The organism is Pseudomonas laurylsulfatiphila, assembly GCF_002934665.1.
Taxonomy (GTDB): Bacteria; Pseudomonadota; Gammaproteobacteria; order Pseudomonadales; family Pseudomonadaceae; genus Aquipseudomonas; species Aquipseudomonas laurylsulfatiphila.
Map to the genome: position 1 here is coordinate 493223 of NZ_NIRS01000004.1, position 14254 is coordinate 507476.

Here is a 14254-nt window from a genome sequence, read left to right on the forward strand (position 1 = left end):
TCGAGTGAAACGAGGCTGCGATCCTTTGATCTTGTTTTTTCAGGATCAAAAGATCGCAGCCTCGTTTCACTCGACAGCTCCTACATTCCCCGACATCCCCTCTAGGAGCAATTCTCCGAGGGGACTACAATCGCCACCCCGCCTCAATGGCTGATCTCCCCCGCCCATGTTGACCTGCTCCGTACACCCGCTGCCCTATCGCGCCAACCCCGCCCACTACTTCGCGGCGATTCGCCATGCCCCGGGCGCCGTGCTGCTCGACAGCGGCCGCCCCAGCGCCGACCGCGGCCGCTATGACCTGCTCAGCGCCTGGCCGCTGGAACAACTGACGGTAGCGCCCGACGAAAGTGGCGAGGCCTTCCTGCAACGCCTGCGCGATAACCTGACACGCCTCGGCGAAGCCTCTTTGCCGGCACCTTATGAGTTGCCGTTTGCCGGTGGGTTGATCGGCTACCTGAGTTACGACTTCGGCCGACATCTGGAGCGCCTGCCGAGCCAGGCCAGTGACGACCTGCATCTGCCCGATGCGCGTTTCGGCCTGTACGGCTGGGCATTGGTCAGCGATCACCTTGCGCTGACCAGCCAGCTGGTATTCCACCCGACCCTGCCCGACAACGAGCATCAGCGCCTGATCGAGCTGTTCAGCCAACCGGCACCTGAAGCCGTCGCGCCCTTCAAACTGCTCACCCCGATGACCGCCGACTTGAGCGCTGACGAGTATCAACAGGCCATCGAGCGCATCCAGCAGTACATTCAGGCCGGTGACTGTTACCAGGTCAATTTCGCCCAGCGTTTTCGCGCACCCTGCCAAGGTGATTCGTGGGCCGCCTACTGCGCCTTGCGCGCAGCGTGCCCGACGCCTTTTTCCGGCTTCCAGAGCTTGCCTGACGGCGATGCCGTACTCAGCCTGTCGCCGGAACGCTTCGTCAAAGTCAGCCAGCGCCATGTGGAAACCCGCCCGATCAAGGGCACTCGGCCCAGGGGCATTACGCCTGAGCAAGACGCCGCGAACGCCGCCGAACTGCTGGCCAGCCCCAAGGACCGCGCGGAAAACCTGATGATCGTCGACCTGCTGCGCAACGATCTCGGCCGGACCTGCCGCATCGGCTCGGTCCGGGTGCCGGAGTTGTTCAGCCTGGAGAGTTACCCGAACGTGCATCACCTGGTGAGCAGCGTCACCGGTGAACTGGCGGATGATCGCGACGCCCTGGACCTGATCGCCGGCAGCTTCCCCGGCGGTTCGATCACCGGCGCGCCAAAGATTCGCGCGATGCAGATCATCGACGAACTGGAGCCGACCCGACGTGGCCTGTATTGCGGTTCGTTGTTGTACCTGGATGTGCGCGGCGAGATGGACAGCTCCATCGCCATCCGCAGTTTGCTGGTCAAGGGCGGGCAGGTGTGTTGCTGGGGCGGTGGCGGGATAGTCGCGGATTCGGAGTGGCAGGCCGAATATCAGGAATCGATCACCAAGGTGAAAATCCTGCTGGAAACGCTGCATAACTTGTAGGAGCTGCCGAAGGCTGCGATCTTTTGATTTTGTTTTTTAAGATCAAGATCAAAAGATCGCAGCCTTCGGCAGCTCCTACAGGGATCGGGTTTACAGGCTCAAAGGGCGGTTCGAAGCTTTGATGAACTCTTGCTTGAGCTCTTCAAACGTATGCACCGCCGGGAACTGCGGGAACTCGGCAATCACGTTATCCGGCGCATGAAACAGAATCCCGGCATCGGCTTCGCCCAGCATCGTGGTGTCGTTGTAGGAATCCCCCGCCGCGATCACCCGGTAGTAGAGGCTCTTGAAGGCCAGGACCGACTGACGCTTTGGATCTTTCTGACGCAGTTGATAGCCCGTGACTCGACCGCTGTCGTCGGTAATCAGTCGATGGCAGAGCAAGGTCGGGAAGCCCAGTTGACGCATCAACGGCTGGGAGAACTCATAGAAAGTGTCCGACAGGATCACCACCTGGAAGCGCTCGCGCAGCCAGTCGACGAACTCGATGGCGCCGTCCAGCGGCTTGAGCGTGGCAATCACTTCCTGGATGTCGGAGAGTTTCAGGCCATGCTCGTCGAGAATCCGCAGGCGTTGCTTCATCAGCACGTCGTAGTCGGGAATGTCCCGGGTGGTGGCCCTGAGGGATTCGATCCCGGTTTTTTCGGCGAAGGCGATCCAGATTTCCGGGACCAGCACACCTTCAAGATCCAGACAGGCAATTTCCACAAGACACTCCCATTTGTATTGATTATTGAGTCGAGCGAGCAAAAAGATTGCCGAACTCTAGCGACTCGGGCCTGCCTGCGCAACGCAGAGGATGCCCCGGCCCGTGCAGCTTTTTGTTACCATCGGCCCTATATAGAGCGCCCAGCGCCACCGACCTGTAGGAAGCCGCCCTGATGAGCCCAACGTTCGACGTCGTGGAACTCGCCACGACCTATGCCAACAAATCCGCCCAGGACATCCTGAAACTCGCGTTTGCCGAGTTCGGCGATGACCTGTGGATATCTTTCAGCGGCGCCGAGGACGTGGTGCTGGTGGACATGGCCTGGAAGCTGAACAAGAACGTCAAGGTGTTCAGCCTCGACACCGGCCGCTTGCACCCCGAGACCTATCGCTTCATCGATCAGGTGCGCGAGCACTACAAGATCGACATCGAACTTGTGTCGCCGGACTACACGAAACTTGAACCCTTCGTGAAGGAAAAAGGCCTGTTCAGCTTCTACAAGGACGGCCATGGCGAATGCTGCGGCATCCGCAAGATCGAACCGCTGCGCCGCAAGCTGTCCGGCGTGAAAGCCTGGGCCACCGGCCAGCGTCGCGACCAGAGCCCCGGCACCCGCAGCGCCGTTGCAGTGATGGAAGTCGACACCGCGTTCTCCACCGCGGAACGCACCCTGTACAAGTTCAACCCGCTGGCGCAAATGACCAGCGAAGAGATCTGGGGCTACATCCGCATGCTGGAGCTGCCGTACAACAGCCTGCACGAACGCGGCTTCATCAGCATCGGCTGCGAACCCTGCACCCGTCCGGTTCTGCCGAACCAGCATGAGCGTGAAGGCCGCTGGTGGTGGGAGGAAGCGACGCAGAAGGAATGCGGGTTGCACGCGGGGAATATCATCAGCAAGTCCAAAGCGTAAACCCACTGTAGGAGCGAGCCTGCTCGCGATGGTCGTCAACGATAACGCGGGGTGCCTGATACCCCGCTGCGTTCTCGGGTTCATCGCGAGCAGGCTCGCTCCTACAGTGTTATCTGCAGCTTCAAAAACGTGTACACACGATTGTCACCATAGGTGCCATTTGTGTGTGCACTTTTAGTTTCTACGCCCCAAAAAGTTACATTCCTCCCCCCGACGTGCGCCGCCACGCCCTCCTGAATCCCCAATTCAAAATAAATACCTGTTCAATCGGTCAATTTATATTGTCGTTTTTTCAATGGCTTGGCGAAAAGCCATAACAAAACGAAATTAACAACGCCGTTCATAGAACGCTCGACTGGCACAGATCTGGCTTAAGTGCATACATGTTTTGTATACAATCACAACAAAACATACACACACTTTAGATCCGCAAGCCTGAAGTGCCCTATCCCGTACAGGCTGCAGATGCCCCATAACCAATGATGTTCGCCACCCGCGACGAAGATTTGTCGAGCCAAGGCTCATGCACAGTCATCGCGGCGTCGAGCATCAGGAGCCTGCCGGAATGCGTACTAGTCTCTCCAATAACAATATCGCGCTGGATCTACCCTCCCCCCATTCCACCCACACCGCCGACCATCAGGCGCATCACTCCCCCGTGGTGCTCAGCCCCCGACTGCACAACAAGGACCTCGCACCGACCAAGGCCGAAGGCCGGCGCTGGGGGCGCTACAGCATCTTTGCCCTGTGGACCAACGACGTTCACAACATTGCCAACTACTCCTTTGCCATCGGCCTATATGCCCTGGGCCTGGGCGGCTGGCAGATCCTGTTGTCCCTGGGGATCGGAGCGGCGCTGGTGTATTGCTTCATGAACCTGTCCGGCTACATGGGACAAAAGACCGGGGTTCCGTTTCCGGTCATCAGCCGGATCAGTTTCGGCATTCACGGGGCGCAGATTCCTGCGTTGATCCGCGCAGTGATCGCCATCGCCTGGTTCGGCATTCAGACGTACCTCGCGTCGGTTGTCTTTCGCGTGCTGTTGACGGCTATCCATCCCGGGTTCGCCGACTATGACCACGACTCGATCCTCGGCCTCTCGACCCTGGGCTGGGTGTGTTTCGTCGCGATCTGGTTCGTGCAACTGGCAATCCTGGCCTATGGCATGGAGATGGTGCGCCGCTACGAGGCGTTTGCCGGCCCGGTGATTCTGCTGACCGTTGCCGCCCTCGCCGGGTGGATGTACTTCCAGGCCAACGCGACCATTGCCTGGTCGATCCGTGAGCCGCTGACCGGTGGTGAGATGTGGCGCAATATCTTTGCCGGCGGCGCACTGTGGCTGGCGATCTACGGCACCTTGATCCTCAATTTCTGCGACTTCGCCCGCTCTTCACCGTGCCGCAAGACCATCAAGGTCGGAAATTTCTGGGGCTTGCCGGTGAATATCCTGGTGTTTGCCGGCATCACAGTCCTGCTGTGCGGTGCGCAGTTTCAGATCAACGGCCGGATCATCGAAAGCCCGACCGAAATCATCGCCTCGATCCCCAACACCTTCTTCCTGGTACTCGGTTGCCTGGCGTTCCTGATCGTCACCGTGGCGGTGAACATCATGGCCAACTTCGTCGCCCCGGCGTTCGTCCTCAGTAACCTGGCGCCGAAGTACCTGACGTTCCGTCGCGCCGGACTGATCAGCGCGACCATCGCCGTGCTGATCCTGCCGTGGAACCTCTACAACAGCCCGCTGGTGATCGTGTACTTCCTGTCCGGCCTCGGTGCCCTGCTCGGCCCGTTGTACGGCGTGATCATGGTCGACTACTGGCTGGTTCGAAAAGGCCAGGTCAACGTGCCGCAGTTGTACAGCGAAGACCCCAACGGCGCGTACTACTACAGCCGCGGTGTCAATTTGCGCGCGGTGGCGGCGTTCATTCCCGCCGCCCTGATCGCCATCGTCCTGGCCCTGGTGCCCGGGTTCCACAACGTATCGCCATTCTCCTGGCTGGTGGGTGCCGGCATCGCCGGGATGCTCTACCTGATCATCGCCAAGCGCCAACCGCACTACGCCGATGTCAGCGGCGAAGCCATCGCGGTCGAAAACGTCAGCCATTAACTCCATGGCGGCCCGACAAAGTCGGGCCGCAGAACCATCCGCAATAAGGACTCCCCATGCGCATTCTCGTGGTCAACGTCAACACCACCGAATCCATCACCCAGGCCATCGCCCGCTCGGCACAAGCCGTCGCGTCGCCCGGCACGGAAATCGTCGGCCTCACCCCGCACTTCGGCGCCGACTCCATCGAAGGCAATTTCGAAAGTTACCTGGCGGCCATCGCGGTCATGGACCGGGTGATGTCCTACGACCAGCCGTTCGACGCGGTGATCCAGGCCGGCTACGGTGAACACGGTCGTGAAGGCTTGCAGGAGCTGCTCAACGTGCCGGTGGTGGACATCACCGATGCCGCCGCCAGCACGGCGATGTTTCTCGGTCACGCCTATTCCGTGGTCACCACCCTCGACCGCACCGTGCCGCTGATCGAAGACCGCCTCAAGCTCTCCGGCCTGTGGGACCGTTGCGCCTCGGTACGGGCCAGTGGTCTGGCGGTGCTGGAACTGGAACATGAACCGCAGCGCGCACTGGAAGCCATCGTGCATCAGGCCGAACTGGCAGTGACCCAGGACAAGGCCGAAGTGATTTGCCTGGGCTGCGGCGGCATGGCCGGGCTGGACGAGCAGATTCGCCAGCGTACCGGGGTGCCGGTGGTGGATGGGGTGACGGCGGCGGTGACCATTGCCGAATCGTTGGTGCGGCTGGGGTTGTCGACCTCGAAGGTGCGGACCTATGCGACGCCGCGGCCGAAAAACATCATTGGCTGGCCGGGGCGGTTTGCCCGTTAGACCGCGGTGTCCTTATCGCGAGCAGGCTCGCTCCCACAGGGGATTTGTGAACGTCGCAGATCCAATGTGGGAGCGAGCCTGCTCGCGATGGCCGCACCTCGGTTTCAAGACTTGCTCAAACCGCACTGAACCTCTGCCCCAACCCCCGCTCGGCAAACTGCTCGATGATGAAATCGACAAACGCCCGGGTCTTGCCGGGCAGCAGCTTGTGTTCGGCGTAATAGATGGAGGTGTAGCCGTCGTCGATGTACCAGTCCGGCAACACCCGCTGCAACCTGCCCGTCTCCAGGTAACCCGAGGCGAACGGCATACTCACCAGCGCAATACCCAGACCTTGTGCGGCGGCGACGCAGGCGGCCTCGGAATCGCTCATGGTCATCCGCGCCTTGAGCGTCAATGGGCTGTGTTGCTGATTGCGATGGGTCAACTGCCAGGAGCGCACGCGACCGGTTTGTGGCGAGCGGATCAGAATCCCGTCGTGGTGCTTGAGGTCGTCCGGTTCGGTGATTGACGCATGTGCCGCCAGGTAATCCGGCGTAGCCACCAATACCCGATGCGCCGGACTCAGCTTGCGCGCGACTACGCCCTGGGGTAATTCGAAGCCGCCGCCGATGGCCGCATCGAACCCCTGCCCGATCAGATCGACCTGGCGGTTGTCGAAGTGCCAGTCCGGGTTGATCGCCGGGAATCGCCGCAGAAACTCGTCGAGCATCGGCACTATGTACAGGCAACCGAATACCGTCCCCATGCTGACCTTCAATGTACCCGCTGGCTGCCCACCGGCGCTGGCGAGATTGGCCACGGCATTCTGGATGGTGTGCAGGCTGGTGCTGACTTCGCCGAGAAACAACTGACCGGCCTCGGTCAGCGTCAGGCTGCGCGTGCTGCGCTGAAACAATCTGACGCCCAGGCGCGCCTCAAGTTTGGCAACGCTCTTGCCCACCGCAGCCGGTGTCAGGCTCAAGCGTCGCGCCGCTTCGGCGAAGCTGCCGACCTCGGCGCTGCGCACAAAGCATTCGATACTGCTGAAGGTTTCCATAGGCGCCACTATAAACTTTTGGTTTACACAGACTATCGCAATTATGGTCTACACAGCTCGTAATCCTGAATCGATACTAACCTCCATCAACCGGGACATCTCGCCTCGGGACTTGGAGACCGACATGACTACTCAAAACCTCAGCGGCAAAGTGGCATTGATTCAAGGTGGTTCCCGCGGCATCGGTGCAGCCATCGTCAAGCGCCTGGCCGCTGAAGGCGCGACCGTTGCCTTCACTTATGTCAGCTCGACAGCCAAAGCTGAAGAGTTGCAACACAGCATCACCGCCAAGGGCGGCAAAGCCCTGGCCATCAAGGCCGACAGCGCCGACGCCGACGCGATCCGCGGCGCCGTGTCCGCCACGGTGGAAGCCTTCGGTCGCCTGGATATCCTGGTCAACAATGCAGGCGTACTGGCCGTCGCACCGCTGGCCGAGTTCAAACTCGAAGACTTCGACCAGACCCTGGCCATCAACGTACGCAGCGTTTTCATTGCCACCCAGGCCGCCGCCAAACACATGACCGAAGGCGGTCGCATCATCAACATCGGCAGCACCAACGCCGATCGCATGCCCTTCGCCGGTGGCGGCCCGTACGCCATGAGCAAGTCGGCGCTGGTCGGCCTGACCAAAGGCCTGGCCCGTGATCTCGGCCCACAAGGCATCACCATCAACAACGTGCAACCGGGTCCGGTCGACACCGACATGAACCCGGCCCACGGTGACTTTGCGGAAAGCCTGATTCCGTTGATGGCCGTGGGCCGTTACGGCAAGGCCGAAGAGATCGCCAGCTTCGTCGCCTACCTCGTCAGCCCGGAAGCCGGCTACATCACCGGGGCCAGCCTGACCATCGACGGTGGCTTCGGCGCCTGATGCGTTGAGCGCATAGCAAATGTGGGAGCGGGCTTGCTCGCGAAGGCGGTGTGTCATTCGACATTGAGGTGACTGACACAACGCCTTCGCGAGCAAGCCCGCTCCCACATTATTTGTTGTCAGGCCCACTCAAGCACAGGCAAACCAAAGGCGCCCGGCTCGAACGCCTTCAACGTACGAAGAATGCCATCGGCGTGTGCGTACCGGGCGTCGGCCATTGCCGCATCCGGAATCGCAATCGCCGTCATCCCCGCCGCTTTCGCCGCGGTGACACCAAAGGGCGAATCCTCGAACACCAGGCAATCCTCGGGCGCGACGCCCAGACGCCGCGCCGCCGTCAGGAAGATATCCGGTGCCGGTTTGGCCGCCGCCACCTCGGGGTCATCGGCGGTGACGATGAAGTCGAACAAAGTGAACCAGTCGCGGTGCAGGGTGGTTTTCTGGCCGAACGACTGGCTCGATGAGCTGGTACCCACGGCAATGGGAATGTGGTTGGCCTTCAGATGCCGTACCAGTTCCTGTGCGCCAGGCATAGCTTGCGCTGTAGGAAAACGCTCGCGCATCAGCGGCTCGCGGATCACCAGAAACTCTTCGGCGGTAATCGGCAGGTCGAGCGCTTCAACCACATAGCGCGCCAGATCCCCAGCGCCCCGGCCAATGATGTTCTGCTTGATGCTCCAGTCGAACGTTCGGCCGTAACGCGCGGCAATGATGGACGTGACTTCGGTGTAGATGCCCTCTGTGTCCAGCAGCAAGCCGTCCATATCGAAAATCACGGCCTTGATCGGGCCGAATGTCTTGAGCGGTGCATTCATCGCATCTGATCCGTTTTCCAAGGCATCCCGGGCGGCGCAGGTGAGGCCCGCCCCCGAATGGATTAAAGGATTCAGCAGCATAACGAGCGCGGCTGCCTCAGAGCAACGATGAAATCCCGATCCACGCCGAATGGCTCTCGTGATTTAGCGATTCGCCCTACATCAAGCGCCAACTTTCCCGACTTCTTTCCTTGAAGATCCTCCGCAGAGTCTCACGTCCTACATTCCGCCAAGCGAAAGTCTGCAGATGTTCGATCCCCAAAAGGTATTGGCCTGTCACGCCAGCGGCCCCCTGACACAGGTGCACAGGTTCGCCACCAGTATCGATACCATCGAGCGCACCGCCCCCCACAACGGACCGGTCTCGATGGTCACCGGTGAAGTATCGCTGGCCCTCACGGACGGCACCCTCGACGGGATCTTGCCGTTCGTCTTCACCCGCCTCTATCGCACCCGTGCCGTCGAACTCGACAGCGGGCTCGGTTTCGGCTGGCGGCACTCGCTGTCCCAGCATCTGGAATTCCACGGCGAGCAGGTGCTGTGGATCGACGCAGAAAACCACCGCACGCCATTTCCATGGCCGACGACGGCGCGCCCGATGATCCGTAACAAACTGTCGCGGGCGGCGATTTACCTCGGCGAAGAACCGGGCGAACTGATCCTCGCTCAGGCCGGCGACGCGGCGCGTTTTTTTCATTTCCGCGACGGCCGACTGACCGTGATCAGCGACGCCTACGACAACCGCCTGACGGTACAGCGGGACGGCCTTGAGCGAATTCAGCGCCTGGACAACGGCGCCGACCGTGCCTTGCAGCTGCGTTATGACCTCAAGCACCTGGTGGCCGTCGACTATCAGGTGTTTCAGCGCTGCGGGCCCGAGGCGCACACCTGGCGCACCGAACAGACACTGGCCAGCTACCGCTACGACGCCCGCCAGCGTCTGGTCGAGGCGACCAACGCCGTGGGTGAAAGCGAGCGTTATGACTACGACGAGCAGCACGTGATCCTGCAACGGCAACTGGCGGGTGGCGCGAGTTTCTTCTGGGCGTGGGAACGCTCGGGCAAAACCGCCCGTTGCGTCCATCATTGGGCCTCGTTTGCGCAGATGGAGGCGCGTTACACCTGGGACGATCAAGGCACCGTGACGGTGAACAACGCCGACGGCAGCCAGGAGGTTTACGTTCATGACCCATACGCGCGGTGGGTACGCCAAATCGGGCTGGACGGCGGCGAGCAGCACAAGGCCTACGACAATCTGGGCCGATTGATCTTCGAGCAGGACGCCCTCGGCGCCGTCACCCAATACCATTATGACGAAGCCGGTCGACTGATCGCGCTGCATGCGCCGGATGAGGCGCCCACGTCCTACAAGTATCGCCACGGTTTCCTGCACGCCCGCACCCGAGGTCGGGCGACGTGGAGCTACCAGCGCAATGCCCAGGGAGACATCACGGCCGTCACCGATCCCGACGGACAGATCACCCACTATGGCTACGACTCGCTGGGGCGCTTGCTGACGATCCGCTTTCCAGACCAGAGCATTCACCGGTTCGCTTGGAACGCCCTGGGGCAATTGCTGAAAGAAACCTTGCCCGATGGTTCTCAGCGCATGTTTTCCTACGATGCGTTGGGGCGGAGGATTACCGGGCAGGACGAACACGGTGCAATCACCCGTTATGAATGGGACGCCGTCGGTCGACTGAGCCGGACCACGCTGCCCACGGGGGTCTGCCGTGCCTGGCGCTACAACGCCTACGGCCGGATAACCGCCGAGACCGACGAACTGGGACGGGTAACCCGTTACGAATACGCCGACGACCTGCACTTGATCAGTCGTCGGATCAACCCCGACGGCAGCGCGCTGAAGTACCGCTACGACCATGCGCAATTGTTGTTGACCGAGATCGAAAACGAGGTGGGCGACACTTACCGTCTGGACTACACCCCCGGAGGATTGATCCGACAGGAAACCGCCTTCGATGGACGTCGTACCACTTACAGCTACGACCTCAATGGCCAATTGCTGAAGAAAACCGAGTTTGGCGACGACGGCTCGCAGCTGGTTACCGGCTATCAGCGTGGCAGCGCCGGGCGGTTACGGGTCAAAACCTTGCCCGATGGGGTCAGGGTCGAGTACCACTACGACACACTCGGGCGACTGGTCAGCGTCGATGACGGCCGGGACCCTCCATTGCAGTTCGAATACGACCTTCAGGACCGACTGATCACCGAGCATCAGGGCTGGGGCATTTTGCGTTACGACTACGACGTCTGCGGTCGGCTCAAGTGCCTGCGCCTGCCGGACGCCTGTATCCTCGTCTACCACCACGCCAAGGGAGGCGCCCTCACGGCCATCGACCTCAATGGCACACCCCTGACCCGCCATCGTTTTGTCGGCGGGCGCGAACAGCAGCGCCAACAGGGCCTTCTGCTCAGCGAATACGCCTACGACGAGCACGGCCGTTTGCAGGCCCATGACATCAGCCAAAAACAACGGCCGCAGTACCGCCGCGAGTATGCCTACAGCGCCAAGGGCAACCTCTTGAAGGTTACCGACAGCCGCCACGGTTCACGCCGCTATCAATACGATGCACTCGACCGCCTGACCGGCGTACGTCACGCCCGCGACCAGTGCGCAGAGCACTTCACCCACGACCCGGCCGGTAACCTGCTGATCCACGGGCGTCCCGGCCCGTGTGTTTTCCAGGGCAACCGACTGCAGCGCAGTGACGACAGCTGGTACGACTACGACGCCTTCGGCAATCTGATCCGCGAACGCCGCGGCCTGCCGCCCCAGGTCACCGAATACGCCTACGACAGCCAGCACCGCCTGATCGGCGTCAGCCCCCCGGACGGTAAAAGTGTCAGCTATCGCTACGACGCCTTCGGCCGGCGCATCCACAAAACGGTTGACGGCTATACCACGCAATACTTCTGGCAAGACGACCGGCTGATCGCCGAAAGCGGCCCCCGGCACTACCGCAGCTACATCTATGAACGCAGTGAACCCGGCGAGCCCGGTAGCTTCCGCCCGCTGGCGCTGCTCGACGGCAAAGGCCGGGCACACGCCTGCCCGTACTACTTTCAACTCGACCACCTCGGCACCCCGCAGGAACTGACCGGCCACGGCGGTGCGATCGTCTGGTCGGCCCAATATACCGCCCACGGCAAACTCCGCGAATCGAGCCGCGAACGGTTCGAACAACCCTTACGGTTTCAGGGGCAATACTTCGATGCTGAGAGTGGTCTGCACTACAACCGGCATCGCTATTACCATCCGGACTTCGGGCGTTTTCTGACGCCGGATCCGCTCAGGTCGGGCGGTGGGTTGAACCCGTATCGGTACACCCGCAACCCGATGGGGTGGGTGGATCCGCTGGGATCGGGCGACCCCCTCGGATTGATTCCTTCAGGAAGCATTCAAGCCCCGGATGTCCTCACCGTCGCTTCGAAGTAGCCGGCTCTTCCGAGGCATCGGTATCTGCATCGCGCCGATCTTGCGGATCTGCCTCGACACTTTCGTCGCTCTCGTCGCTCGGCACTTGCTCCACGCCGGCATCGTCGTCCGGCGGCCGTTGGTCGCGGCTCAAGGAATCGGTAGGTGACGGCAGCGGATACTCCGGAGTTTCATCAACGTCGAAGGCCTTTGGATCAGTGTTCATATCGCACCTCTCATCTGACCTCAAGAGCAGGTCATGACATATCGAGGACTTCCCGATGGACGCGTTCGACTCGGTAGACGATCGGTTGATTCGGCAACAGGGTTCAATCAGTCTTCGTCCTCTTCCTCATCATCAAACTCGATATTTCCCACATCGCCTGCGTCATCGGCATCGTTAAGTGGCACCGTCGCATCATCCATCAGCGATCCCGGATCTTCATTGCCGGGATCGTTGATGGATGACTGTCCGCTTGGATCTTTGTCTTCTGTGCTTTCGGATTCCAGAGTCATGGTTTGCCTCACTCAATCAGTGATGCTTTTTGTGGTGCTTGTTCGAGTGTTTATGTCCGCCACCGGAATGGGAATGGCCACTGCCATCCCCCAGATCATTGCCGATCGCACCGCCGGCTGCACCACCAAGACCGGCACCGATGGCCGATCCGGTCGAACCGCCAAGACTGTTGCCGAGCACCGATCCGCCCGCCGCGCCCAAACCACCGCCTACCGCCGCTTCGGTGCGATTGTTCTTGGGGGCAGCAACGGCACTGCCGGCCGCTCCGCCGACACCCGCACCAATCGCTGCGCCAGTACTGCCACCCACCTGACCACCGACCACGTTGCCCAGCACCCCACCAAGACCACCGCCCACCGCGGCATCTCCATTACCGCCTGCCAGCGCCACCTGGGAGAGCAGCAATCCAAAAACAATCGCAGGCAACATCAATCGTCGAGTCATCGGGCTTGCGTTCTGTTTGCCGTCGGTTTTGGGGTTCATGGCACGCCTCGCATTCTTCAGGGGTATGGAAGATTTGAGCCGTTGCGGCGGGAATCGTTCATATATGAAAAAGCCCGGCATCAAGCCGGGCTTTTTCACATCTGGATCAGCATCAGTGACGCTTGTGACCGTTGGCCAGGTTGCTGCCTACGCCGCCGCCCAATGCACCGCCCAGGCCTGCGCCGATGGTGGCACCGGAATTGCCACCCAGGTTCTTACCGATCACCGAACCACCGGCTGCGCCGACACCGCCACCGATGGCAGCGCTGGTGCGATGACCTTTTTTGGCGGCAACTGCGCTGCCCGCCGCGCCAGCAACGCCCGCACCGATCACTGCGCCAGTGCTGCCGCCCATCTTCTGGCCGACCACGTTACCCAATGCGCCGCCCAAACCACCACCCAGCGCGGCAGTACCGTCACCGGCCATTGCACCTTGAGCAACCAGAAGCCCCAGAACCAGAGCAGGCAGTGTTAAACGCATGACAAAAACCTCAAAAAATAGGGGTACACACAAAGGAGGCGAGATTGAATGCTTTTGCGCGGATAGAGTCCAGCACGCCGGTCCAACTTCGCAATTGGCGACGGTTGGACAGCAATTTTGGAAAAGGTTTTACGACGGGCAAAAAAAAGCCCGCTGGGGAAACGGGCCAGGTGTTGCTTTCTAACGGATAAGTCGAGACTACGGAGGGTGCTGTGAAAAGTTTGTGAAAGGTCTCCACTTTTAAAAAACTTGTCATGAAACCCTTTCAGGCATGAGAAACCCCGTTCTATCACGGGGTCTGTCTGCGTTCGCCTACTTCCTGACCGGTGCTGTCACCCTGGGCAGGAACTTGCCCTTCAGGACCCGGCACGCCCTGGTCTTGATCTTGTCGACCTCTGTCTGGTCTTCGCCGAAACTGGCCACATACTGGGTCTGGCCACACCGTACGGAATTGTTGATCGGAAATTCTGCGCCATCGTCCTCGATATACGGATCAGCCATCTCGTCACCCCTTTCAAAGAGCGGGATCGACACCGGCAAGCCCTTTGCCTGAAAAATATCGACCGCCAAGGTTTTTCAGACTAGCCG

Annotated in this window: 14 protein-coding genes; 6 read left to right on the forward strand and 8 right to left on the reverse strand. The window is 60.8% G+C overall.

Annotation, left to right across the window (positions count from 1 at the left end):
• Nucleotides 1–166: 166 nt before the first annotated feature.
• Entirely contained in the window at nucleotides 167–1510 is a 1344-nt protein-coding gene (pabB, locus tag CD175_RS16980) for an aminodeoxychorismate synthase component I (protein ID WP_104449776.1), read from the forward strand.
• Nucleotides 1511–1600: 90 nt separating this feature from the next.
• Here the strand turns inward: pabB and thrH are convergent, their stop codons facing one another.
• Nucleotides 1601–2218, reverse strand: coding sequence for a bifunctional phosphoserine phosphatase/homoserine phosphotransferase ThrH (gene thrH / locus CD175_RS16990; RefSeq protein WP_104449777.1), 618 nt, complete (start codon nucleotides 2216–2218; stop codon nucleotides 1601–1603).
• Between the two features lie 173 nt (nucleotides 2219–2391).
• Between thrH and CD175_RS16995 the strand changes: the two genes are divergently transcribed.
• From CD175_RS16995 to CD175_RS17005, 3 genes are all read left to right on the forward strand, one after another.
• Entirely contained in the window at nucleotides 2392–3132 is a 741-nt protein-coding gene (locus CD175_RS16995; protein WP_104449778.1) for a phosphoadenylyl-sulfate reductase, read from the forward strand.
• Nucleotides 3133–3697: 565 nt separating this feature from the next.
• Nucleotides 3698–5239 carry an NCS1 family nucleobase:cation symporter-1 gene (locus tag CD175_RS17000; RefSeq protein WP_104449779.1) on the forward strand — a complete coding sequence of 514 codons (1542 nt, stop codon included), beginning with the start codon at nucleotides 3698–3700 and terminating at the stop codon, nucleotides 5237–5239.
• A gap of 56 nt (nucleotides 5240–5295) precedes the next feature.
• Nucleotides 5296–6024 carry an aspartate/glutamate racemase family protein gene (locus CD175_RS17005; RefSeq protein WP_104449780.1) on the forward strand — a complete coding sequence of 243 codons (729 nt, stop codon included), beginning with the start codon at nucleotides 5296–5298 and terminating at the stop codon, nucleotides 6022–6024.
• Nucleotides 6025–6139: 115 nt separating this feature from the next.
• On the opposite strand, the gene CD175_RS17010 is transcribed toward CD175_RS17005, so the two are convergent.
• Nucleotides 6140–7063, reverse strand: a complete 924-nt coding sequence (locus CD175_RS17010; RefSeq protein ID WP_104449781.1) for a LysR family transcriptional regulator — start codon at nucleotides 7061–7063, stop codon at nucleotides 6140–6142.
• Nucleotides 7064–7187: 124 nt separating this feature from the next.
• Here CD175_RS17010 and CD175_RS17015 point away from each other — a divergent pair, with 124 nt between their 5' ends.
• Nucleotides 7188–7934 (forward strand): 3-oxoacyl-ACP reductase family protein, encoded by a 747-nt coding sequence (locus CD175_RS17015; protein WP_104449782.1) that lies wholly within the window; start codon nucleotides 7188–7190, stop codon nucleotides 7932–7934.
• A gap of 119 nt (nucleotides 7935–8053) precedes the next feature.
• Here CD175_RS17015 and CD175_RS17020 read toward each other — a convergent pair whose 3' ends face one another.
• Nucleotides 8054–8749, reverse strand: a complete 696-nt coding sequence (locus CD175_RS17020; RefSeq protein WP_104449783.1) for an HAD-IA family hydrolase — start codon at nucleotides 8747–8749, stop codon at nucleotides 8054–8056.
• A 247-nt stretch (nucleotides 8750–8996) separates the two neighbouring features.
• Between CD175_RS17020 and CD175_RS17025 the strand changes: the two genes are divergently transcribed.
• The gene (locus CD175_RS17025; protein ID WP_104449784.1) at nucleotides 8997–12206 is read left to right on the forward strand and encodes an RHS repeat-associated core domain-containing protein; all 3210 of its coding nucleotides are present in this window, start codon (nucleotides 8997–8999) and stop codon (nucleotides 12204–12206) included.
• Here the strand turns inward: CD175_RS17025 and CD175_RS17030 are convergent.
• From CD175_RS17030 to CD175_RS17050, 5 genes are all read right to left on the reverse strand, one after another.
• A complete protein-coding gene (locus CD175_RS17030) occupies nucleotides 12187–12411 on the reverse strand; it encodes a hypothetical protein (RefSeq protein ID WP_104449785.1) in 225 nt (74 codons plus the stop codon). The two genes, CD175_RS17025 and CD175_RS17030, sit on opposite strands and share 20 nt — an antisense overlap.
• A 107-nt stretch (nucleotides 12412–12518) precedes the next feature.
• Nucleotides 12519–12701 (reverse strand): hypothetical protein, encoded by a 183-nt coding sequence (locus CD175_RS17035; RefSeq protein WP_104449786.1) that lies wholly within the window; start codon nucleotides 12699–12701, stop codon nucleotides 12519–12521.
• Between the two features lie 16 nt (nucleotides 12702–12717).
• Entirely contained in the window at nucleotides 12718–13185 is a 468-nt protein-coding gene (locus tag CD175_RS17040; protein ID WP_104449787.1) for a YMGG-like glycine zipper-containing protein, read from the reverse strand.
• 112 nt (nucleotides 13186–13297) lie between these two features.
• Nucleotides 13298–13666, reverse strand: a complete 369-nt coding sequence (locus CD175_RS17045; protein ID WP_104449788.1) for a bacteriocin — start codon at nucleotides 13664–13666, stop codon at nucleotides 13298–13300.
• A 312-nt stretch (nucleotides 13667–13978) separates the two neighbouring features.
• Nucleotides 13979–14167, reverse strand: coding sequence for a hypothetical protein (locus tag CD175_RS17050; RefSeq protein ID WP_104449968.1), 189 nt, complete (start codon nucleotides 14165–14167; stop codon nucleotides 13979–13981).
• Nucleotides 14168–14254: the final 87 nt, after the last annotated feature.

Excerpts from the sequence above, each read along its gene's own strand:
- pabB (WP_104449776.1), top strand. The coding sequence starts at position 167 with ATGTTGACCTGCTCCGTACACCCGCTGCCCTATCGCGCCAACCCCGCC.
- CD175_RS16995 (WP_104449778.1), top strand. The coding sequence starts at position 2,392 with ATGAGCCCAACGTTCGACGTCGTGGAACTCGCCACGACCTATGCCAAC.
- CD175_RS17000 (WP_104449779.1), top strand. The coding sequence starts at position 3,698 with ATGCGTACTAGTCTCTCCAATAACAATATCGCGCTGGATCTACCCTCC.
- CD175_RS17005 (WP_104449780.1), top strand. The coding sequence starts at position 5,296 with ATGCGCATTCTCGTGGTCAACGTCAACACCACCGAATCCATCACCCAG.
- CD175_RS17010 (WP_104449781.1), bottom strand. The coding sequence starts at position 7,063 with ATGGAAACCTTCAGCAGTATCGAATGCTTTGTGCGCAGCGCCGAGGTC.
- CD175_RS17015 (WP_104449782.1), top strand. The coding sequence starts at position 7,188 with ATGACTACTCAAAACCTCAGCGGCAAAGTGGCATTGATTCAAGGTGGT.
- CD175_RS17020 (WP_104449783.1), bottom strand. The coding sequence starts at position 8,749 with ATGAATGCACCGCTCAAGACATTCGGCCCGATCAAGGCCGTGATTTTC.
- CD175_RS17025 (WP_104449784.1), top strand. The coding sequence starts at position 8,997 with ATGTTCGATCCCCAAAAGGTATTGGCCTGTCACGCCAGCGGCCCCCTG.
- CD175_RS17030 (WP_104449785.1), bottom strand. The coding sequence starts at position 12,411 with ATGAACACTGATCCAAAGGCCTTCGACGTTGATGAAACTCCGGAGTAT.
- CD175_RS17035 (WP_104449786.1), bottom strand. The coding sequence starts at position 12,701 with ATGACTCTGGAATCCGAAAGCACAGAAGACAAAGATCCAAGCGGACAG.
- CD175_RS17040 (WP_104449787.1), bottom strand. The coding sequence starts at position 13,185 with ATGAACCCCAAAACCGACGGCAAACAGAACGCAAGCCCGATGACTCGA.
- CD175_RS17045 (WP_104449788.1), bottom strand. The coding sequence starts at position 13,666 with ATGCGTTTAACACTGCCTGCTCTGGTTCTGGGGCTTCTGGTTGCTCAA.
- CD175_RS17050 (WP_104449968.1), bottom strand. The coding sequence starts at position 14,167 with ATGGCTGATCCGTATATCGAGGACGATGGCGCAGAATTTCCGATCAAC.